This window comes from Mycobacterium sp. 852002-51152_SCH6134967, from assembly GCF_001667105.1.
GTDB lineage: Bacteria > Actinomycetota > Actinomycetes > Mycobacteriales > Mycobacteriaceae > Mycobacterium > Mycobacterium neumannii_A.
The window spans coordinates 58,131-76,719 of record NZ_LZIK01000060.1 but is presented as its reverse complement, the minus strand read 5'-3'; the positions used below and the strand labels follow the sequence as shown (position 1 = coordinate 76,719).

The 18,589-nt window shown below is 66.7% G+C and carries 23 protein-coding genes and 2 tRNA genes; 10 read left to right on the top strand and 15 right to left on the bottom strand.

All coding sequences use genetic code 11. The features are described 5' to 3' along the window. Positions 1 to 97 precede the first annotated feature (97 nt). Complete coding sequence (locus A5790_RS17300) at positions 98 to 1,057, top strand: prephenate dehydrogenase (protein ID WP_197696816.1); 960 nt, start codon at positions 98 to 100, stop codon at positions 1,055 to 1,057. Here A5790_RS17300 and A5790_RS17295 read toward each other — a convergent pair. From A5790_RS17295 to A5790_RS17275, 5 genes are read right to left on the bottom strand one after another with little or no spacing between them, the layout of a single operon-like run. Beyond that, entirely contained in the window at positions 1,020 to 1,610 is a 591-nt protein-coding gene (locus A5790_RS17295) for a putative glycolipid-binding domain-containing protein (protein WP_066846790.1), read from the bottom strand. The two genes, A5790_RS17300 and A5790_RS17295, sit on opposite strands and share 38 nt — an antisense overlap. A 2-nt stretch (positions 1,611 to 1,612) precedes the next feature. Next, positions 1,613 to 2,413 (bottom strand): ABC transporter permease, encoded by an 801-nt coding sequence (locus tag A5790_RS17290; RefSeq protein ID WP_066847175.1) that lies wholly within the window; start codon positions 2,411 to 2,413, stop codon positions 1,613 to 1,615. An 8-nt stretch (positions 2,414 to 2,421) separates the two neighbouring features. Continuing rightward, a complete protein-coding gene (locus A5790_RS17285) occupies positions 2,422 to 3,096 on the bottom strand; it encodes an ABC transporter permease (protein ID WP_066846787.1) in 675 nt (224 codons plus the stop codon). Positions 3,097 to 3,099: 3 nt separating this feature from the next. After that, the gene (locus A5790_RS17280) at positions 3,100 to 4,209 is read right to left on the bottom strand and encodes an ABC transporter ATP-binding protein (RefSeq protein ID WP_066846784.1); all 1,110 of its coding nucleotides are present in this window, start codon (positions 4,207 to 4,209) and stop codon (positions 3,100 to 3,102) included. After that, positions 4,206 to 5,159, bottom strand: a complete 954-nt coding sequence (locus tag A5790_RS17275; protein WP_066847172.1) for an ABC transporter substrate-binding protein — start codon at positions 5,157 to 5,159, stop codon at positions 4,206 to 4,208. The genes A5790_RS17280 and A5790_RS17275 overlap by 4 nt, the downstream gene beginning before the upstream one ends. A gap of 112 nt (positions 5,160 to 5,271) precedes the next feature. Between A5790_RS17275 and A5790_RS17270 the strand changes: the two genes are divergently transcribed. Next, entirely contained in the window at positions 5,272 to 5,661 is a 390-nt protein-coding gene (locus A5790_RS17270) for a lipopolysaccharide assembly LapA domain-containing protein (RefSeq protein ID WP_064394844.1), read from the top strand. On the opposite strand, the gene A5790_RS17265 is transcribed toward A5790_RS17270, so the two are convergent. Continuing rightward, the gene (locus A5790_RS17265) at positions 5,658 to 6,707 is read right to left on the bottom strand and encodes a phosphotransferase family protein (RefSeq protein WP_066846781.1); all 1,050 of its coding nucleotides are present in this window, start codon (positions 6,705 to 6,707) and stop codon (positions 5,658 to 5,660) included. The two genes, A5790_RS17270 and A5790_RS17265, sit on opposite strands and share 4 nt — an antisense overlap. A gap of 10 nt (positions 6,708 to 6,717) precedes the next feature. Next, entirely contained in the window at positions 6,718 to 7,320 is a 603-nt protein-coding gene (locus tag A5790_RS17260; protein WP_066846778.1) for a histidine phosphatase family protein, read from the bottom strand. Between the two features lie 17 nt (positions 7,321 to 7,337). Here A5790_RS17260 and A5790_RS17255 point away from each other — a divergent pair, with 17 nt between their 5' ends. Further along, positions 7,338 to 8,111 (top strand): SDR family NAD(P)-dependent oxidoreductase, encoded by a 774-nt coding sequence (locus A5790_RS17255; RefSeq protein ID WP_066847169.1) that lies wholly within the window; start codon positions 7,338 to 7,340, stop codon positions 8,109 to 8,111. Between the two features lie 82 nt (positions 8,112 to 8,193). Here A5790_RS17255 and A5790_RS17250 read toward each other — a convergent pair whose 3' ends face one another. Next, entirely contained in the window at positions 8,194 to 10,068 is a 1,875-nt protein-coding gene (locus tag A5790_RS17250) for an alkyl/aryl-sulfatase (protein ID WP_066846775.1), read from the bottom strand. A gap of 51 nt (positions 10,069 to 10,119) precedes the next feature. Here A5790_RS17250 and A5790_RS17245 point away from each other — a divergent pair, with 51 nt between their 5' ends. After that, positions 10,120 to 10,668, top strand: a complete 549-nt coding sequence (locus tag A5790_RS17245; RefSeq protein WP_066846772.1) for a cupin domain-containing protein — start codon at positions 10,120 to 10,122, stop codon at positions 10,666 to 10,668. A 7-nt stretch (positions 10,669 to 10,675) separates the two neighbouring features. Here the strand turns inward: A5790_RS17245 and A5790_RS17240 are convergent, their stop codons facing one another. From A5790_RS17240 to A5790_RS17225, 4 genes are all read right to left on the bottom strand, one after another. Continuing rightward, positions 10,676 to 11,089: an MmcQ/YjbR family DNA-binding protein gene (locus tag A5790_RS17240; RefSeq protein ID WP_066846769.1), complete on the bottom strand. Its 414-nt coding sequence runs from the start codon at positions 11,087 to 11,089 to the stop codon at positions 10,676 to 10,678. After that, positions 11,082 to 11,585, bottom strand: coding sequence for a metallophosphoesterase (locus A5790_RS17235; RefSeq protein WP_066846766.1), 504 nt, complete (start codon positions 11,583 to 11,585; stop codon positions 11,082 to 11,084). The genes A5790_RS17240 and A5790_RS17235 overlap by 8 nt, the downstream gene beginning before the upstream one ends. Positions 11,586 to 11,690: 105 nt before the next feature. Further along, positions 11,691 to 11,763, bottom strand: a tRNA-Arg gene (locus A5790_RS17230). Positions 11,764 to 11,808: 45 nt separating this feature from the next. Further along, a tRNA-Ser gene (locus tag A5790_RS17225) sits at positions 11,809 to 11,900 on the bottom strand. An 83-nt stretch (positions 11,901 to 11,983) separates the two neighbouring features. Here A5790_RS17225 and A5790_RS17220 point away from each other — a divergent pair. Both A5790_RS17220 and A5790_RS17215 read left to right on the top strand, forming a co-directional pair. Continuing rightward, on the top strand, positions 11,984 to 13,039 hold the full coding sequence (locus tag A5790_RS17220) for a pyridoxal phosphate-dependent aminotransferase (RefSeq protein WP_066846761.1): 1,056 nt from the start codon (positions 11,984 to 11,986) through the stop codon (positions 13,037 to 13,039). Further along, on the top strand, positions 13,036 to 13,509 hold the full coding sequence (locus A5790_RS17215) for a DUF4334 domain-containing protein (protein ID WP_066846759.1): 474 nt from the start codon (positions 13,036 to 13,038) through the stop codon (positions 13,507 to 13,509). Before A5790_RS17220 ends, A5790_RS17215 begins: the two co-directional genes overlap by 4 nt. 72 nt (positions 13,510 to 13,581) lie before the next feature. Here the strand turns inward: A5790_RS17215 and A5790_RS17210 are convergent, their stop codons facing one another. Then, positions 13,582 to 14,160, bottom strand: a complete 579-nt coding sequence (locus A5790_RS17210; RefSeq protein WP_066846756.1) for a TIGR03086 family metal-binding protein — start codon at positions 14,158 to 14,160, stop codon at positions 13,582 to 13,584. A 40-nt stretch (positions 14,161 to 14,200) separates the two neighbouring features. Here A5790_RS17210 and A5790_RS17205 point away from each other — a divergent pair, with 40 nt between their 5' ends. The 4 genes from A5790_RS17205 (at position 14,201) to A5790_RS17190 (ending at position 17,236) form a co-directional block, all read left to right on the top strand. Beyond that, positions 14,201 to 14,635: a hypothetical protein gene (locus A5790_RS17205; RefSeq protein WP_066847167.1), complete on the top strand. Its 435-nt coding sequence runs from the start codon at positions 14,201 to 14,203 to the stop codon at positions 14,633 to 14,635. A 19-nt stretch (positions 14,636 to 14,654) separates the two neighbouring features. Further along, on the top strand, positions 14,655 to 15,470 hold the full coding sequence (locus tag A5790_RS17200; RefSeq protein WP_064425871.1) for a crotonase/enoyl-CoA hydratase family protein: 816 nt from the start codon (positions 14,655 to 14,657) through the stop codon (positions 15,468 to 15,470). A 152-nt stretch (positions 15,471 to 15,622) separates the two neighbouring features. Next, positions 15,623 to 16,723, top strand: coding sequence for a type III polyketide synthase (locus A5790_RS17195; RefSeq protein WP_197696815.1), 1,101 nt, complete (start codon positions 15,623 to 15,625; stop codon positions 16,721 to 16,723). A 12-nt stretch (positions 16,724 to 16,735) separates the two neighbouring features. Further along, positions 16,736 to 17,236 carry an isoprenylcysteine carboxyl methyltransferase family protein gene (locus A5790_RS17190; RefSeq protein WP_066847154.1) on the top strand — a complete coding sequence of 167 codons (501 nt, stop codon included), beginning with the start codon at positions 16,736 to 16,738 and terminating at the stop codon, positions 17,234 to 17,236. 15 nt (positions 17,237 to 17,251) lie between these two features. Here A5790_RS17190 and A5790_RS17185 read toward each other — a convergent pair whose 3' ends face one another. Together A5790_RS17185 and A5790_RS17180 are read right to left on the bottom strand one after the other, a co-directional pair. Further along, on the bottom strand, positions 17,252 to 18,163 hold the full coding sequence (locus A5790_RS17185) for an NAD(P)-dependent oxidoreductase (protein WP_066846753.1): 912 nt from the start codon (positions 18,161 to 18,163) through the stop codon (positions 17,252 to 17,254). Further along, positions 18,163 to 18,573, bottom strand: a complete 411-nt coding sequence (locus A5790_RS17180) for a hypothetical protein (RefSeq protein ID WP_066846750.1) — start codon at positions 18,571 to 18,573, stop codon at positions 18,163 to 18,165. The genes A5790_RS17185 and A5790_RS17180 overlap by 1 nt, the downstream gene beginning before the upstream one ends. Between the last annotated feature and the right edge of the window lie 16 nt (positions 18,574 to 18,589).

Genomic DNA, 18,589 nt, shown 5'->3' with positions numbered 1-18,589 from the left:
CCCTTTTCCATGTCCTTAACGCGTCCACACCCCCCTTTTCCAGTATCGACGCCGATCCCGACGTGGTCGACGGCGCTCGATATGCCAACCTTGACGGGTGACCAACACCCCGGTTTGCGTGCTCGGCCTCGGGCTGATCGGTGGCTCGGTCATGCGCGCAGCTGCGGCCGCCGGACGCGAGGTGTTCGGTTACAACCGGTCTCTGGAAGGCGTCCAGGCCGCGACCGCCGACGGGTTCGACGCAGGCGAGGACCTTGACGCCGTGCTGAAGCGGGCGGCGGCCGACAACGCGCTGATCGTGTTGGCGGTGCCGGTGCCCGCCCTGGGCCAGATGCTGGGCCACATTCGCGACACCGCCCCGGACTGTCCGCTGACCGATGTGACAAGCGTGAAAACCGCTGTGCTGCAAGAGGTCCAGACATATGGTCTGCTCGAGCGATTCGTCGGCGGGCACCCGATGGCGGGCACCGCGCACTCGGGTTGGGCAGCGGGCGACGCCCGGTTGTTCGTCGAAGCGCCGTGGGTCGTCTGCGTCGACGATCACGTCGACCCGCATATCTGGACGCTGGTGATGGACCTGGCGCTGGACTGCGGCGCGGTCGTCGTCCCCGCCCGCTCCGATGAACACGACGCGGCCGCCGCGACGATCTCTCATCTGCCCCACCTGCTGGCCGAGGCACTCGCCGCCACCGCCGGTGAGGTGCCGCTGGCGTTCGCGCTGGCGGCCGGTTCGTTCCGCGACGGCACCCGCGTGGCCGCCACCGCGCCGGATCTGGTGCGGGCGATGTGCGAGGCCAACGCCGACGAACTGCTGCCGGTGTTGGACCGCACGCTGGAACTGCTCACCGACGCCCGCGACGCGCTCGCCGCGCGCAGACCGCTGACCGAACTCGTCGAATCCGGGCACGCCGCCCGGATTCGCTATGACAGCTTCGACAGGCCGGGGATCGTCACGATCGTCGTCGGCGAAGAGCAGTGGCGCGAGGAACTGGCCGCGGCGGGCCGCGCAGGCGGGGTGATCAGATCCGCTCTGCCAACCCTGGATAGTCGAGGATGAACCCGTCCGAGTCGACGCTGATCGTGGTGTCGGCGACGGGCGAGTGCAGCTTGATTCCGTCTTCGGCGCTGCTGTAGCTGATCACCGCCGTCTCCACCGACAGTTCCGGCAGTCGCACGTACACCACCGGGCAGCTGATGGAATCGGTCCGCTGATACAGCCCGGTACGTCGAATCGGCAGGGCGTTGAAGAACGGGCTGAAGATGACGTCGACGTCCAGCGCGCCGTCGTACGCGGCGCGACGGGTCTCCCCGGTGTGCTGCTGAACCAGCCACATGTTCTCTTCGTCGCGGGCGATCGAGAGTTGCCGCTCGCGCTCGGCGAGTGTGACGGTCATGGACAGCCGTTTGGTACCGCCGGCCTCGTCCGTCACCAAGTCGTAGGAAGCGGAGAACGCCGGGTGAAAGGGTGTAGCGGCGGCCACGATCCTGCCGTAGGCCTTGATGCGGTTGCCCGACACATGCACCCGGACCGATTCCATTCGAGGGACGTCGTGCGCCCGCCACGTCAGGATCGCCGGCCATGTCTTCTCGGAGCCGCCTGCTTCACTCACCCCTATACCGTATGCGAACCGTCCCCTCGTTCGTAACGTGCTGGGTCTTTGCTTTTTGGGCCGCGCTGTGATGTTGCGCGGGGACGGGATTCGAGAACGACTTCGTCGCCGAGAAACGGCTGGGGCATGCGCCGCCGACTTCGCAGTCGCCCGGTTCCCGGCACCGAGGCCCACACCGCGAACGCGAGCGCGGCATCGAGCAACAACGCCAGCGCCGTCACCATCAGCGCGCCGACCAAGGCCAGATGGAACTCGCGCACCTTGATGCCGTCGATCAGGTAGCGGCCCAGCCCGCCGAGACTGGCGTATGCGGCGACGGTCGCGGTGGCCACGATCTGCAGCGTGGCGGTCCGCAGCCCGCCCAGGATCAACGGCATCGCGATCGGCGTCTCGACGCGCAGCAGGATGCGTCGTTCGGTCATGCCCATGGAGCGGGCGGCGTCGACGACGGTGGGGTCCACGTTGGCGATGCCTGCATAGGTGCCCGCCAGCAGCGGCGGAATGCCCAGCAGCATCAGCGCAACGGTCGGCGGTACCAGCCCGAGTCCCCACAGCAGCACACCGAGCAGCAACACACCCAGCGTCGGCAGCGCGCGCAGTGCGTTGACACCGGTGACGACGATGAAGGTTCCGCGACCGGTGTGCCCGATCAGCATGCCGACCGGAATGGCGATCAGCGCCGAGAAGAACAGTGCGAGCACCGTGTACTCGAGGTGTTCGACGGTGCGGGCGAGCAACCCGGCGGGCCCACTCCAGTTGGCCGCGGTGAACAGGTAGGACAGCGCCTCCTGCAAAAACCCCATCGGACCCGTCACGACGCCGCCTTGAGCCTGCGCCACACCGGCACCCCGCGGGTCGCGCGCGTCCACGGTGTGAGCGCCTTACCGACCAGCATGATCAGGGTGTCGATGACGATCGCGAGCACGAAGATCGCGATGATGCCGGCGATGATCTGATCGCTCTTGTTCGCCTGGTAGCCCTCGGTGAACCAGGTGCCCAGCCCGCCGATGCCGATCACTGATCCGACCGCGACCATCGAGATGTTGGTGACGGCGACCACGCGCAAACTGGCGATCAGGACCGGAACCGCCAGCGGCAGTTCGACTTTCACCATCCGCGTCAGGGGCCGGTATCCGACCGCCGTCGCTGCGTCGCGCACCGTCGGCGACACCGCGTCCAGCGCCTCCGGCACCGCCCGCACCAGCAGGGCCACGGTGTAGAGCGTCAGCGCCACGATCACGTTCGCCTCGTCGAGGATGCGTGTGGGGATGATCAGGGGCAGGACGACGAACAGCGCCAGCGACGGGATGGTGAAGACGATGCTGGCGGTGATCGTGGTCAGGCGCCGCGCCGTGGTGGTGCGCTGGATCGCAGCACCCACCGGTACGGCGATGATCAGGCCGAGCACGATCGGAATCAGCGAAAGGCGCAGATGGATCACCGTCAGTGCCCACATGTCGTCGAGGTGCGTGAGCAGATAGCGCATCCGCTAGCCCAGCTCCGGGACCCGGCGTTGCTTGTCGAGTTCGCCCAGCACGTCATCGGCCCTCACCCCGCCGATCAGCCGGCCGTCGTCATCGACGGCGACCCCCATCCCGCTCGGCGACGACAGCGCGGCGTCGAGCGCGTTGCGCAGCGTCCCGTCGGGCCGAAAGAGTGAACCACCGGCGATCGTGCTGTCGTAGAGCGACTTTCCGCTGCGGCGCAGGGCCACCCCGTCGGCATTGATCCAGGCGAACGGTTTCCGGTCGTCCTTGGTGACCAGCCTCCAATCGCCGGGCCCCAACTCCAGCGCTTCGACATCGCCTTCGTCGACGTGACCGATGTCGTGCAGCGGCAGGCCCGACGCGTGGAAGAACTGCAGGCCGCGGTATCCACGGTCGGCGCCGACGAACGCGGCCACCTCCTCGTTGGCCGGATTGGACAGGACGAACGACGGCTCACCGTACTGCTGCAGCACCCCGCCACGGCCGAACACGGCGACGCGATCGCCGAGCTTGACCGCCTCGTCGATGTCGTGGGTGACGAAGACGATGGTCTTGCGCAGTTCGCTTTGCAGACGGGCGATCTCGGCCTGCAGCTCCTCTCGCACGACGGGGTCGACGGCGCTGAACGGTTCGTCCATCAGCATGATCGGCGGGTCGCCGGCCAGCGCGCGCGCCACCCCGACACGCTGTTGTTGACCACCGGACAGTTGCGCCGGATAGCGGTCGGCGAGCTTGACGTCCAGACCCACCCGTTCCATCACCTCGAGTGCGGATCGCCGTGCGCTGCGCCGTGATTCACCCTGCAACACCGGGACGGTGGCGACGTTGTCGACCACTCGTAGGTGGGGCATGAGGCCCGCGCTCTGAATCACATAGCCGATACCGAGCCTCAGCTTGACCGGGTCCGCCTTTGTGACGTCGCGTCCGTCGACGGTCAGGGTGCCCGAGGTGGGCTCGATCATCCGGTTGATCATCCGCATGGACGTGGTCTTGCCGCAGCCCGACGGGCCGACGAAGACCGTCAACGTTCCCTCGGGCACCTCGAGGGTGAGGTCGTCGACCGCGACGGTGCCGTCCGGGTAACGCTTGGTGACGTTGGAGAACTCGATCACTTCTGCACCGGTTTGTCGAATCCGTTCTCCGCGATCCACTTCTGCGCCGCTTCGTCGGGGTCGATGCCGCGGTTTCCCTCGACCGAGGTGTTGAGCCCGATCAAAGCCTCGGTGGTCAGCTTCGCACTGACCGCGTCGAGCACCGTCTTGAGTTCGGTGGACATCTTCTGCGACGCAACCAGCGGCACGACATTGGCCGCGAGGAACACGTTCTCGGGGTCTTCGAGCACGACGAGATTGTTCTTCTCGATCGCCGGCGACGTGCTGAAGATGTTGGCGGCGGTGATCGCCCCGCTGGTGAGCGCCTGCACGGTCGCCGGCCCGCCACCGTCGCTGATGGCGACGAAGTTCGCCGGTGCGATGTCGAGCCCATACCGTTCCTTGAGTCCCACCAGGCCGGTGACCCGCGTCTGAAACTCCGATGGCCCACCGACTTTCACTTCCGGCGAGTGCTCGGCGAGGTCGCCGATGGTCTTGAGGTTCCACCGCTGCGCGGTCGCCTCGGTCACCGCCAGGGTGTCCTTGTCCTCGGCCGGAGATGGATACAGGATCGACAGGTCACCGGGCAGCACCTTGAGCAGTTCGAGCAGGACGCCGTCGGGGGTGGTGGCGGTGGTGTCCTCGTCGAAGTACTGCAGGAGGTTGCCTGTGTACTCACCGATCAGGTCGATCGAGTGGTCCTGCACGGCGGGGATGTAGGTCTCGCGGCTGCCGATCCCGAACTGCCGTCGCACGGTGAAGCCGTTGGCCTCCAGCGCCTGGGCGTAGATCTCGGCGATGATCTTGGACTCCGTGAAGTCCGCGGACCCCACCGCGATCGTCTTGAGGTCACCGGAGATCTCGCCGCCGCCGAGCGGGTTCGAGCTGCCACAGGCCGTGCTCATCAGGAGCGCGAGAACCATCACCGCCACGGCGAACGGCAGGCGCCGGCGTCGCGGCATCGAGGTCATGATTTCGACAGTATCGGCATCGCCGCAGCTACGCGCGGTTTGTCCGGCCCACGATTCGACCGTCGACGTCAAATGCCGTTTGTCGGGGCCGGGAAGGGGCAAACTTGGACCCATGAGCACCGATCCGTACGGTCCGTCAGCGCAGAACGAACCGGAGCCCTACGGTCCACCCAATCCCGGGCCGCCGGTTCCGCCGACGGACGGCGAGATCGCCGATCGCACCGCACCGTCGGTCAAGAAGGTCCATTTCACCCGCGCGGCCGCGCTCTGGTCGGCAGTGATCGCAGGCTTCCTCATCCTCATCCTGCTGCTGATATTCATCGCGCAGAACACTGAATCGACCGAGTTCGCCTTCCTCGGTTGGAACTGGTTCATGCCGAGGGGTGTGGCGATTCTGTTCGCCGCGGTGTGTGGCGGCCTGATCACGGCGTTGGCGGGGGCAGCACGCATGGTGCAACTGCGTCGCGCCGCCAAGAAGAACTACAAAGCCGCGCTCCGTTAGCGCAACGACTCGAGTCCGGCGTCGATCAACGGAGCGACCGCGTCGTCGACCATCGTGACGAAGTCGGCAGGCGCGCCGCCCACCCTGCCGCGGTAGGCGATGCCGGCCGCGATGATCGCGAGCTTGAAGTACGCAAGGCCCATGTAGAACTCCCAATGGTCCAGCGGCTGACCAGATGCCACCGAATACCGTTGCGCGAGTTGGTCTGCCGACGGGATCAGCGGTGACGCCCACGCGGCGTCGGCGTGCACGAGGTTGAACATGGGGTGGCGGTACACGCACATCAGGGCGGCATCGCTGATCGGATCGCCCAGGGTCGACATCTCCCAGTCGAGCACCGCGAGCACCTTGCTGCCGTCGGTGGCGTCGAGCATCGTGTTGTCGATGCGGTAGTCGCCGTGCACGATCGCGCTGCGGCTCTGCGCCGGGATCGTCTCTCCGAGTGCGGTGTGCAGCCGCTTGACGTCGTCGTCGCGTTCGTCGTCCTCTCGGCGCACCAGCTCCCACTGCCCACCCCAGCGCTTCACCTGGCGCTCGAGGTATCCGGTGGGCTTGCCGAAGTCGCCGAGACCGACCTCCTCGGGGTCCAGGGCGTGCAGGTCGGCGAGCACCTTGATCAACGCGTCGACACAGGCCTCGATGTCGGACTTGTCGCCGAGGGTCTCGAGTTCGGATGTGTGCCGGATGACTCGCCCTTCAACGTAGTCGACCATCTGGAACGGTGCGCCGAGCACCGAGTCGTCGTTGCGCATGGTCACCGCGCGAGGGACGGGCACGGCGGTGTCCTGCAACGCCGAGATCACCTTGTACTCGCGGGCCATATCGTGTGCCGACGGCGTCAAACCGTGCAGCGGCGGTCTGCGCAGCACCCACTTCGACTGGTCGTCGAACACCAGGAAAGTCAGGTTGGACCGGCCGCCGGAGATCAACTCGGCGCGCAGGTCACCGGAGCGGGCGATGCCCTCCGAACGCAGATGACGGTCGAGTGCGTGGAGGTCGAGCCCTTCGAGTCGGGCGGGCTTGGACGGGTGCGGCTCAGCGGTCATTGGAAAATGTCTACCACTGTTGATTTCTGGGCAGCAGGTCCCATACGTGCTCGGTGGAGTTGATTCCCGCGACGAAGAACGTCTCGCGCGACGACGACCACAACACCCGGGTGATGCCGGCGTAGTCGACCTGCACGCACAGCAGGCGCTCGGTGCTCATGACGTCGTGCACCAGGGCGTTGATGACGCCGCCGTGGCTGAACAGCGCGACGGTGTCCTCCCGGTCGGCGGCCTTGACGATGTCGTCGACCCCGGCCTTGACCCGGGCGATGAACGCCGACTGATCGACGCCGCTGGGCAGCTCACCGTTGGCGAGGCGACGCATGTCCTCCTCGGAGATCTCCTCGACCGGCGTGTAGTGCGAGAGGTCGCGGTCGTACTCGGCGAGCCGGTCGTCGATGTCGATCGACAGGCCGAGCGCCTCGGCGACCGGCTCGGCGGTCTGGATCGCCCGCTTCTGCGGACTGCTGACCAACCGTGAGATGGGGAAGCGCGCCAACGCGTCGGGCAGGCGTTTTGCCTGTTCGATGCCTTCCTCGGACAGGTCGGGGTCAGAGCCCTGGCCCGGCTCGCTGCGAAGCGGCAACGCATGTCGAATGATGAGCAACTGCACCGTGCCACCATATGGCCATGAGTGCCGACAAGGATTTCGCGACCGAGCTCTTCGACCTCTCCGACCGCGTCGTGCTGGTCACCGGCGGAAGCCGGGGGCTTGGCAAGGAGATGGCTTTCGCCGCTGCGCGGTGCGGCGCCGACGTGGTGATCGCCAGCCGCAAGTACGACTCGTGTGTGGCGACGGCCGAAGAGATCGCCTCGGCGACCGGCCGCGCCGCGCTGCCCTACCAGGTGCACGTCGGGCGCTGGGATGAGCTCGACGGATTGGTCGACGCGGCCTACGCACGGTTCGGCAAGGTCGATGTGCTCGTCAACAACGCGGGGATGTCGCCGCTCTACGAGTCGCTTCCCTCGGTTACGGAGAAGCTGTTCGACTCGGTGATCAATTTGAACCTGAAGGGCCCGTTCCGGTTGTCGACGCTGGTCGGTGAGCGCATGGTCGCCGATGGCGGCGGCTCGATCATCAACGTGAGTTCGAGCGGTTCGCGCCGGCCCCGCCCCGAGCAGCTCCCCTACTCGGCGGCCAAGGCGGGGCTCAATGCGCTGACCGAGGGTCTGGCGCTGGCGTACGGCCCGACGGTGCGGGTCAACACGCTGATGCCGGGCCCGTTCCTCACCGACATCAGCAAGGCCTGGGATATCCCCGCTACTCAGAAGGGCGCGCAGCACTTCGCGTTGCAGCGGCTGGGTGAGCCACCCGAGATCGTCGGTGCCGCACTGTATCTGATGTCGGACGCGTCGAGCTACACATCGGGTTCGATCATCCGCGTCGATGGCGGCATGCCTTGACCGTCTTCCGCCGAACGTGGGTTACCCGCACGCCCTGAGGCCGGCAAGCGTGCATCGACCCCACACTCGGCGGGGGATGCGGCTAGGGCGTGACGATGTTGAAGGCCGGGTCGGGCCGGTCCAGCACACCGATCAGCGACTGCAGGGCGCCGGTGTCGCCGGAGATGTCCAAGCCCGGTGAGCTGTCGTCACCGGCCGCGAGCGCCAGCAGCCGCAGCTTGGTGGCCACTTTGACGGTGGCGTGGGCCGATTGGTTGGCGGCCACCTTGCGGTGCACCAGCACGCCGTTGCGCAGCGTCAACCGGTAATTGGTGTCGGTGTCGAGGAAGGTGACGTCGACGGCGATGTCGAGATCCCATGCCCGCGGGCCGTTCACGCTGATCGCGAGCGCATCGAAGATCTGCTCGGGGGTCAGTTGCGCGACCATCGAGGTCGACGTGGTCTGGGTCGGGGTGCCGAAGTTGCCGTCGCGAAGTTCGGTCGCTCCGGAGAGAAAGAAGTTGCGCCACACCGCGTTCTCCGCGCCGTAGGCCAACTGTTCGAGTGTGTCGGCGTAGAGTTCGCGAGCGGCGCCGTGATGCTCGTCGGTGAACATCGCATGGTCCAAGAGCGTTGCTGCCCAACGGTAGTCGCCCTGCTCGAAGGCCTTGCGCGCGACGTCAACCACGCTGTCCAGGCCACCCATCGCCTCGACGTAGCGAGGGCCTGCGGCTTCCGGCGGATGCGCCCACAGCCGTCCCGGGTTGCCGTCGAACCAGCCCATGTAGCGCTGATAGACCGCCTTGACGTTGTGGCTGACCGAGCCGTAGTAGCCGTGTGCGTGCCACGCGTTCTGCAACGCAGGCGGCAGCGCGAAGTCCTCGGCGATCTCGATGCCGGTGAACCCCTGGTTGAGTTGGCGCAGCGTCTGGTCGTGTAAGTACGCGTACAGATCCCGTTGCAGCGACAGATATTCGACGATGTTGTCCCGGCCCCAGGTCGGCCAGTGATGTGACGCGAACACGACGTCGGTGCGGTCGGTGAACGTGTCGATTGCCTCGGTCAGGTAGCCGGCCCATCCGTGCGGGTCACGCACCAGCGCGCCGCGCAGTGTCAGCAAGTTGTGCAGGTTGTGGGTGGCGTTCTCGGCCATGCACAGCGCGCGGAACTTCGGGAAGTAGAAGTGCATCTCGGCGGGCGCCTCGGTGCCCGGCGCCATCTGGAACTCGATCTCGACGCCGTCGACGGTGTGGGTCTCGCCGGTCTGACGGATGTCGACCGTCGGAACGATCAGCGCCACTTCACCCGTCGACGTCACCTGTCCCAGCCCGCATCCCACCTGCCCCTGCGGTCCGCGCGTCAGCAGTGCGCCGTACATGTAGCTGGCTCTACGGCTCATCGCGGTGCCCGCGTACACGTTCTCCTGCACGGCGTGCTCGGTGAAGTGCTCGGGCGCGATGATCGCGACGCGGCCCGCGTCCACGTCGGCCTGTGAGGTGACGCCCAGGACGCCGCCGAAATGGTCGACGTGGCTGTGGGTATAGATAACCGCTGTGACGGCTCGATCCCCGCGGTGTTCGCGGTAGAGCGCCAGCGCCGCCGCGGCGGTCTCCGTGGAGATCAACGGGTCGATGACGATCACACCGGCGTCGCCCTCGACGAAGGTGATGTTGGACAGGTCGAATCCGCGCACCTGGTAGATGCCCTCGACCACTTCGTAGAGGCCCTGTTTGGCGCATAACCGGCTCTGCCGCCACAAGCTGGGATGCACCGACGGCGGCGCGTCCGCATCAAGGAACGAGTACGTGTCGTTGTCCCAGACCACCCGGCCGTCGGCCGCCTTGATCACACAGGGATCCAAAGCCGCGATGAACCCGCGGTTGGCGTTGTCGAAGTCCGCGGTGTCATCGAACGGCAGGGCCGTGAGGTGCTCGCGGTGTGCGGACTCGATGACGCCGGTGGGGGGTTTCTGCTGCATGGCGACACGATATTCATCCCCACGTCGGCGCGGGGCTGGTTCACTGACCCCATGCAAGTACGCCGAGTGGTGACCGGTCACGATTCGTCCGGAAAGTCCGTCTTCGTCAGCGACGACAGCGTCGCACCGATTCAGACGAAGTTGATGCCGGGCTTCGAGAACCATCTGCTGTGGGGTAGCGACCAGACGTGCCGCTTCCCCGACGACGGTTCGATGCCCCAGTGGCACAACTACTTTCCGCCTATCGGTGGTTTTCGGTTCGCGATGCTGACGCTGCCGCCGTCGCACGGCGCCCAAGCCCCGGAGGCCCTCGACATCGACGAGGCGATGGCCGAGATGGAGGACAAGCTGCCGGGAATGCTCGGCTACATGGACTACACGGACCCGGGCATGCACACCACGGACACCGTCGACTTCGAGGTGGTGCTCGAGGGCACCGTCGTGCTCGAACTCGACGACGGTGCCGAAGTGACCCTGCAAGCGGGCGATACCGTCGTGCAGAACGGGACGCGGCACCGCTGGAAGAACCCCGGCGACACACCGGCCCGGATGGCCGTGTTCATCTGCGGCGCCGAGCACGCGAACGTCCCGCCGAAGTAGCTTCCCGTCAGCCCTGGTGCTCGGCCAACCACCGATCGGCCCGGCGTTTCGAAGCGCGCGAGAGCCACGCGTCCTGGACTAGTTCGGTCAGTTCGACCTTCCCGATCTCCCGTAACCTGCTCGCGCGCACCAGAACCGAGGGATGGCCCTCGAAGCGGTCGGTGGTGAAGAACGGCGAGTCGGGATCTTGGACGAGCGCCAGCTTGTCCATCTCCGATTCCACCCAGATCATGATCACGTCGGCGTAGCGTTCGCCGGTCTCCGGATCCTCGGCGTCGGGCTGAGGAGTGCGGAAGAACACGAACGACTTGCCGCCAACCTGGTAAATCGGGTTGCCCTTGGGGCCCTCGATGCGCTTGACGTGCGGCATCGAAGCGGCGATCGCATGGACGTCGGCGACCCGCGCCGGCCGGTCACGCACGGCGTTCCAAGGCGTGCAGGATGACGTTGGTGAGCGAGCCGTTGCGCACGGTGGCCGTCATGTAGGTGCAATGGGGCTGGCGCCGCCGGTCGGTCGGCGAACCCGGGTTCAGCAGTCGCAGACCGGTTTTCGTCGTCGTATCCCACGGGATGTGACTGTGGCCGAATATCAGCACGTCGGTGTCCGGGTAGGCCTTGGCCATGCGCGCCTCGCGGCCGGTAGCCGCACCGGTTTCGTGGACGACGGTGAAGCGCAGGCCGCCGAGTGTGACATCGGCTCGTTCGGGCAGTCGGCGGCGCAGTTCGGCGCCGTCGTTGTTGCCCCAGCACGCGACGAGCCGCTTGGCCCGGGCCTCGAGCGCATCCAGCAGCGACGGCTCCACCCAGTCGCCTGCATGTACGACGACGTCTGCCTTCGTCACTTCGTCCCACACCCGCGTGGGCAGGTCCTTGGCGCGCTTGGGGACGTGAGTATCGGCGATCAACAACAGCCGCATGGCTGCCAATCTAGTGGCGGCCGACAACGCCGCCGAAACTGAGGCTGTGCGCGATATCCGGCCTGAAGCTCGAACACAGCTTCAGAGTCGGCGGCAGAGAAAAAGCGCGCCCGAAGGGATTCGAACCCCTAACCTTCTGATCCGTAGTCAGATGCTCTATCCGTTGAGCTACGGGCGCATGGTCTTTCTTCAATGTTCAGTTGTGCGGCTGACGGGTCAGCCGTGGCGGAGGCGAGAGGATTTGAACCTCCGGTCGCCTTTGAGGGCGACAACTCATTAGCAGTGAGCCCCATTCGGCCGCTCTGGCACGCCTCCCGACGATTACCGCCGATCCGACAGCGTACACATGGGCTACCGCGCGAGGCAAAGCGCATTCGGCCGACCCATAAACTGGTGCAGTGACCGTCCGGCTGCGTCCCGAACTGGCTGATCTGCCCGCCTACACCCCCGGCAGGACCGTTCCCGGCGCAATCAAGATCGCCAGCAACGAGACCGTGGATCCGCCGCTTCCGAGCGTGCGGGCCGCGATCTCGGACGCCGTCGGGAACATCAACCGCTACCCGGACAACGGCTACGTCGAGCTCCGCGAGCGACTCGCCAAACACGTCAACTTCGCCCCCGAGCACATCTCGGTGGGCTGCGGGTCGGTCAGCCTGTGTCAGCAGTTGATCCAGATCACCTCGACCGTCGGCGACGAGGTGCTGTTCGGTTGGCGCAGCTTCGAGATCTACCCGCTGCAGGTGCGAACGGCGGGGGCCACACCCGTGCCGGTGCCGCTGACCGACCACACGCACGACCTCGACGCCATGCTGGCCGCGATTACCGACCGCACCCGGCTGATCTTCGTGTGCAATCCGAACAACCCGACGGGCACCGTCGTGGCGCCCGACGCGCTCGCCCGCTTCGTCGCCGCGGTCCCGCCGCACATCGCGATCGCGCTGGACGAGGCCTACGTCGAGTACATCCGCGAGCCGATGGTGCCCGACAGTCTGGGTCTGGTTCGTGCCCATCCCAACCTCGTTGTGTTACGAACGTTTTCGAAGGCCTACGGCCTGGCGGGTCTGCGGGTCGGTTACGCCGTGGGCGACCCGGACCTGATCACCGCGATCGGGAAGGTGTACGTGCCGTTCACCGCGACCAGCGTCTCGCAGGCCGCCGCGATCGCATCCCTCGACGCCGCCGACGAACTGCTCGAGCGCACCGACACCGTCGTCGCCGAACGCGCCCGGGTAACCGCGGAACTGCGCGCAGCCGGCTACACCGTGCCCGACTCGCAGGCCAACTTCGTTTGGCTCCCCTTGCCCGGGCAGGCGCAGCAGTTCGCCGAGGCATCGGCGGACAACCGCATCATCGTGCGGCCCTACGGCGACGACGGAGTACGCGTCACCGTCGCCGCGACCCACGAGAACGACGCGTTCCTCGATTTCGCCCGACAATGGATAGGACAGCCATGAGCGACGCCCGCGAGACCTTCGCCGAGCTCAAGGAGCGCACCGGCACCATCTCCGACGCCGAACTCGCCGAGTTCTGGGCGGCGCTTACGCCCGCCACCATCGACTTCATGATCGGCGAGTGGAAGGGCGGCGAATTCCACACCGGCCACAAGGCCAACGGGTTCATGGAGCGGCTCAACTGGTTCGGCAAGACCTTCCACTCCGCCACCGACGCCAAACCTCTGGTGTGCCTGGACGCCGACGGCAACAAGTTCTCCAACACCGAGGCGATGAAGGGTGAGGCCAGCCTGTGGATGGAGGAGTTCCGCGGCGAGGTGACGGCCTCGATGGTCTACGACGGCGCGCCCGTGCACGATCACTTCAAGGTCGTCGGCGAGAACGCCGTCGTCGGCATCATGAACGGCAAGGGCGCGCTCGACACCAGCTCCGGTACACCCCGGCACCTGTACTTCTACCTCGAGCGGCTGTAGCGCTCGCGAGATGAACACCAGGGTCGTAAGGGGCAGCGGATCCACAGCCCTGGTGTACGTCTCGCGAAACGGCTAGGCCTGCCGACCGGTGTAGGCAAGCAACCGGGTCAGCGCCCCGGCGTCGGCGGGCACGTCGATCGGATCGTCGAAACCGGCGTTGACCCGGCCCTCCGGCGTGATGATCCTGCGCGCCAGCCCCAGCACGTAATCTGACAACGACTCGGGGGCGTTGACGTCGCGCCCGACCGCCGCCGAGTAATCCCACGCGTGCACCAGAAACTCGATCGACAGCACGCCGACCATCATCCGAGCCGGCACGTCGTTCCCGCCGAAGTCCACGGTGCCGTCCAGCCCCCGACGCCGCCAGGCGTCCAGCGCTGAGCGCGCCGCGAACACCACCTGCTGCTCGATCGGCGCGTCGCGGTCGCGCTCGGTGAACTCCGCACCCGCCATCGCGCCGAGCGTGGTGATGGAATTCAGCAGGTGGTCCGTCAACGCTGCGACGTCGAACTCCCGGCACGGCGTCTGCTTGTGCAGATCGTCGGCGGCGACGCCGTGCAGCACGTGCTGTAACACGGCGAACGACTTCTCCGCGCTGCGCAGTTCGTCGGTCGGCGGCGAATCGGGTCCGGCACGCAAGTCGTCGGGCATGACGCCACGCTACGTCGCCGATGGGCATATCGTTGCCGTGATGAAAACGCACGTGCGAGTGGCGACAGTGGCGCTGGTTCTCGTCGGGGTCGCGACGGGATGCCAGCGCACCACGGAGGGCTCCGTCGCGATGACCACCGAGCCGGGGCCGCCGTTGACTTCCCCGGCGCGGCCGACGTCGCCGTCGATTCCGGGGCTGCCCGACATCGGGCTTCCCGACATACCGCTGCCCACACGCAACACCGACGTCCCGGTCGTCCCCGCGCCGCCGAACGCGTTGTCCATGCAGTGCTCGGAGTACAACGGGCTCGACGAGGCGACCCAGGTCGCGGTGATCCGCGAGATCCTCAACCAGGAGGGCAACCCGCTCGGCCCCGACGGGGAGGGCATCGGCCAGATGCTGGTCGACGCCGCCTGCCAGTTCCTGCCCAGCGCCACCGTGAACGAGGTGCTCCTGGGCAAGCCGCCACCGTGACGAACTAGCGTGTTGCCCCATGGGCGAGACCTACGAATCCGTCACCGTTGACATCTCCGATCACGTCGCGCGGGTGACGCTGATCGGGCCAGGCAAGGGCAACGCCATGGGCCCGGCGTTCTGGGCCGAGTTGCCCGAGGTGTTCGGCACGCTCGACGCCGATCCGGAGGTGCGCGCGATCGTGCTGACCGGCTCGGGCCGCAACTTCAGCTACGGGCTCGACCTGGCCGCGATGGGCGCCACCATGCCCGGCCGCGATGCCGGCGCCAAGGGCCGCCTCGGATTCCACACCACGCTGACGAAGATGCAGGGCGCGATCAACGCGGTCGCCGACTGCCGCACCCCCACCATCGCCTCGGTGCACGGCTGGTGCATCGGCGGCGGCGTGGACCTGATCAGCGCCGTGGACATCCGCTACGCCAGCGCCGACGCAAAGTTCTCCGTCCGCGAGGTCAAGCTGGCGATCGTCGCCGACGTGGGCTCGCTGGCGCGGCTCCCGCTGATCCTGTCCGACGGGCACCTTCGCGAACTGACGCTGACGGGCAAGGACATCGACGCCGCCCGCGCCGAGAAGATCGGTTTGGTCAACGACGTCTACGACGACGCCGACGCCTCGCTTGCAGCGGCGCACGCCACAGCCGCCGAGATTGCCGCCAACCCGCCGCTGACGGTTCACGGCATCAAGGACGTGCTCGATCAGCAGCGCATCGCCCGGGTGTCGGAGAGCTTGCGCTATGTGGCCGCGTGGAATTCGGCGTTTCTGCCATCGAAGGATCTGGGTGAGGCGGTGACCGCGATGTTCGAGAAGCGCCCGCCGAAGTTCACCGGCGAATAGCGTTGATTCCCAGCACATTCCCACCGCGTTCCCGGCTCACTTTCAGGAATCGGTAGTACTGAATCCCTTCTAGCGCAATAGATTTCAGCGACATCGCTGTGCGATGCGTCACCTTGGGCACCATTTCTGGCCGCAGCGGCGTTCTGCACGACATGACAGATACAACAGATTTCGCGTCGCTCGATCGCGGCGCGATCCAACGAATCAGTGCACCCCGAATCGAGGGCACCGCGGTGGCGTTCACCTCGAATCGCTACGTACAAAGTGACGTCGCTTCGATGCTCACCGGCATCGGCGGCCCGGAGTTCCTCCGGTTCGCGCAGAGCAGTGGTGTGCAGAGCCGCAGTCTCTCGCTTTCGCTGTCTCGCTACCCGAAGTTGTCGGGCTTCACCGAGGCGAACAACGTCTACATCGAGGTGGCTGTCGACCTCGGGGAGCGGGCCGTGCGGTCCGCGCTCGAGGCGGCACACGTCGCACCGGATGAAGTCGACGCCATCGTGTTCGTGTCGAGCACCGGCGTCGCTGTGCCCACCGTCGACGCTCGGGTGGCATCCCGGATCGGGTTGCGACCAGACGTCAAGCGGATTCCGTTGTTCGGATTGGGTTGTGTCGCAGGCGCAGCCGGCATGTCACGCGTGCACGACTACCTGAGGGGCTTTCCCTCCGACATCGCGGTCCTGCTGTCCGTCGAACTGTGCTCGCTCACGTTGCAACGCAACGACACGTCGATCCCCGCGCTGATAGGTGCCTGCCTGTTCGGCGACGGCGCGGCGGCGGTCGTGGTCTCGGGCGCAGACCGCATTCCTCCGACGATCGCGCACGCGCCCGCGCTGCTTGCGACCAGGAGCCGGCTGTTTCCGGACACGGTCGACGTCATGGGGTGGAATGTCAGCTCAAATGGCTTCGGGCTGGTGATGTCTCGTGAGGTCCCGCACATGGCGGCGAACTACCTCGAGGAAGAGGTCACTGGGTTCCTCGGTGACCACGGCCTTGAGGTGGGCGACATCGCCGCGTGGATCTGCCATCCCGGCGGTCCGAAGGTGCTGGATGCGATCGACAACGCGATCGGCCTGCCGCCGGAAGCCAACATTCACAGCCGAAACTCGATGCGGGAGAACGGGAACTTCTCGTCGGCGTCGGTGCTCGATGTACTGCACCGCACGCTCGCATCGCCACCCGCCCCAGGATCGTTCGGTGTGTTGCTGGCGATGGGTCCGGGCTTCAGCTTCGAGCTGCTCCTGCTGAAGTGGTGAGGAACCGACATGGTGTACTACCTGTTCATCCTCGCGATCGGACTGGAACGACTGGTCGAGTTGGTGGTGTCACGGCGCAACACGCGGTGGTCTCTTGCCAACGGCGGCAAGGAATTCGGCCAGGGCCACTATCCGGTGATGGTCGGCATGCACACGCTGCTGCTCGCGTCGTGTGTCACCGAGGTAGCGGTCCTGCACAGACCGTTCATCCCCCTGCTGGGATGGCCGATGGTGGCCATCGTATGCGCGAGCACCGCGCTGCGGTGGTGGTGCGTCGCGGTGTTGGGCAGACGGTGGAACCCCCGGCTCATCGTGATCCCGGGAACGCCGCTCGTGCACCGCGGCCCGTATCGGTGGCTGCACCACCCGAACTACACCGCGGTGGTGGTCGAGGTCGCGGCCCTGCCGCTGGTCCACTCGGCGTGGCTGACCGCGGTCGTCTTCACCGCCGCCAACGCCCTGGTGCTCAACGTCCGCATCCGGGCCGAGAACGCCGCGCTCGGGTACGGGTGAGTCAGGGCCGAGGAGTCAGCGGCGGGGAACCGGGGTCCAACCGAGTTCGGTCCTGGCCTTGGCGTTCGACAGCGGAAGCCAGGTATCCCCGAACGCGGTGACGCCGTAGGGCGCGGCGAGTTTGACCGCCGCACGCGGGATTCGCAGCTGTCGAGGCCGCCCGAGCTTCTCGCCCAGCTCCCGGATGTAGCCGTTGAACGACTGCGGCCGGTCGTCGACGATGTTGTAGATCTCGCCGCCCCGTCCGTGGTCGAGCGCGGCCGCAGTGGCCCTCGCGACGTCGTCGATGTGGATCCAGGACACGATGCCGTTACCACCCATGTCCAGCGCCAGGCGGAATCGCGCCATCCGCGCGAACAACTCGTCGTGCGGCACACCCGGGCCGTAGAAAGCGCCGTAGCGCAACACGATTCCCTCGGTGTCACTGTGTCTACGTGAAGCCAGGACCTTCTGCTCCATCCCGCGCAGCGCGGCCAGCATCGCCTCTCCGCCACGCGGGGCCGGTCCGGGGTAGGGATCGCTCTCGTCCAGCAACGCCGGACCGGTCGTCGGATAGCCGTAGGCAAACATCACGGATCCGGCGACGACGCGTCGGACGCCGGCCCGCTGCGCCGCGGCCAGCAGGTTCGCCGCACCGGTCCCCCACAGTTTTCTTGCGGGCTCAAAGTCGCTGACCCGCATCGGTCCCCGCTTCGGCAGCGTAGTCAACAGCGAAACCACCACCTCCGGACCGATATCGGCGACCGCTTTGTCGATATCGTCGCCGTCGAACACGTCGGCGACCACGGGCCTGGCCCCCGCAGCCGTGATCGCGCCCGTCCTGTTCGGCGACCGCGTCAGCCCGACGACCTCGTGGCCTCGGGCGCGGAGTTCACGCAGCAGCGGGACACCGGGCACGCTCGTCGCGCCGGCAACAAGTACTCGCATCACGGCCTCCTATCGGCGATGACGCTGGCGCGCAACGCGATCGCCAGGATCACGGTGGTGAACACCAGACCGCCGGCCTCCAGCCACCCGATCCAGTCACCCGCACCGTGGTGCGGGTCGATGATGTGGCTGAGCGAGTGCAGCGCCCAGTGCAGCGTCGCGAATGCCAGGGCCGGAGTGCGCCACCGCGTCCACCGTACCGCGGCGAGCAGCATGAGCCCCTGCGGCACTTCGAACGTGGCGACGTCGAAGATGAAGTGGTCGTTGCGCGTACCGAAGTTGCCGAGCGTGTCGAAGAACGCGCCGGGGGCGAACATCATGAACAGCCCCACGGACAAGGCGTAGAGCCCGAAGACGATGAGCGTCACCTCGACAAACCCCGCCCTTGTGCGCGTCGGTGTCGATGTCATACGGTCACGCTAGTTC

What these genes read in the sequence shown, in the direction of transcription:
- A5790_RS17290 (WP_066847175.1), bottom strand. Translation starts at nt 2,413, where the DNA reads ATGGGGTTTTTGCAGGAGGCGCTGTCCTACCTGTTCACCGCGGCCAAC.
- A5790_RS17285 (WP_066846787.1), bottom strand. Translation starts at nt 3,096, where the DNA reads ATGCGCTATCTGCTCACGCACCTCGACGACATGTGGGCACTGACGGTG.
- A5790_RS17275 (WP_066847172.1), bottom strand. Translation starts at nt 5,159, where the DNA reads ATGACCTCGATGCCGCGACGCCGGCGCCTGCCGTTCGCCGTGGCGGTG.
- A5790_RS17270 (WP_064394844.1), top strand. Translation starts at nt 5,272, where the DNA reads ATGAGCACCGATCCGTACGGTCCGTCAGCGCAGAACGAACCGGAGCCC.
- A5790_RS17265 (WP_066846781.1), bottom strand. Translation starts at nt 6,707, where the DNA reads ATGACCGCTGAGCCGCACCCGTCCAAGCCCGCCCGACTCGAAGGGCTC.
- A5790_RS17255 (WP_066847169.1), top strand. Translation starts at nt 7,338, where the DNA reads ATGAGTGCCGACAAGGATTTCGCGACCGAGCTCTTCGACCTCTCCGAC.
- A5790_RS17250 (WP_066846775.1), bottom strand. Translation starts at nt 10,068, where the DNA reads ATGCAGCAGAAACCCCCCACCGGCGTCATCGAGTCCGCACACCGCGAG.
- A5790_RS17245 (WP_066846772.1), top strand. Translation starts at nt 10,120, where the DNA reads ATGCAAGTACGCCGAGTGGTGACCGGTCACGATTCGTCCGGAAAGTCC.
- A5790_RS17235 (WP_066846766.1), bottom strand. Translation starts at nt 11,585, where the DNA reads ATGCGGCTGTTGTTGATCGCCGATACTCACGTCCCCAAGCGCGCCAAG.
- A5790_RS17215 (WP_066846759.1), top strand. Translation starts at nt 13,036, where the DNA reads ATGAGCGACGCCCGCGAGACCTTCGCCGAGCTCAAGGAGCGCACCGGC.
- A5790_RS17210 (WP_066846756.1), bottom strand. Translation starts at nt 14,160, where the DNA reads ATGCCCGACGACTTGCGTGCCGGACCCGATTCGCCGCCGACCGACGAA.
- A5790_RS17205 (WP_066847167.1), top strand. Translation starts at nt 14,201, where the DNA reads ATGAAAACGCACGTGCGAGTGGCGACAGTGGCGCTGGTTCTCGTCGGG.
- A5790_RS17200 (WP_064425871.1), top strand. Translation starts at nt 14,655, where the DNA reads ATGGGCGAGACCTACGAATCCGTCACCGTTGACATCTCCGATCACGTC.
- A5790_RS17195 (WP_197696815.1), top strand. Translation starts at nt 15,623, where the DNA reads ATGACAGATACAACAGATTTCGCGTCGCTCGATCGCGGCGCGATCCAA.
- A5790_RS17185 (WP_066846753.1), bottom strand. Translation starts at nt 18,163, where the DNA reads ATGCGAGTACTTGTTGCCGGCGCGACGAGCGTGCCCGGTGTCCCGCTG.
- A5790_RS17180 (WP_066846750.1), bottom strand. Translation starts at nt 18,573, where the DNA reads ATGACATCGACACCGACGCGCACAAGGGCGGGGTTTGTCGAGGTGACG.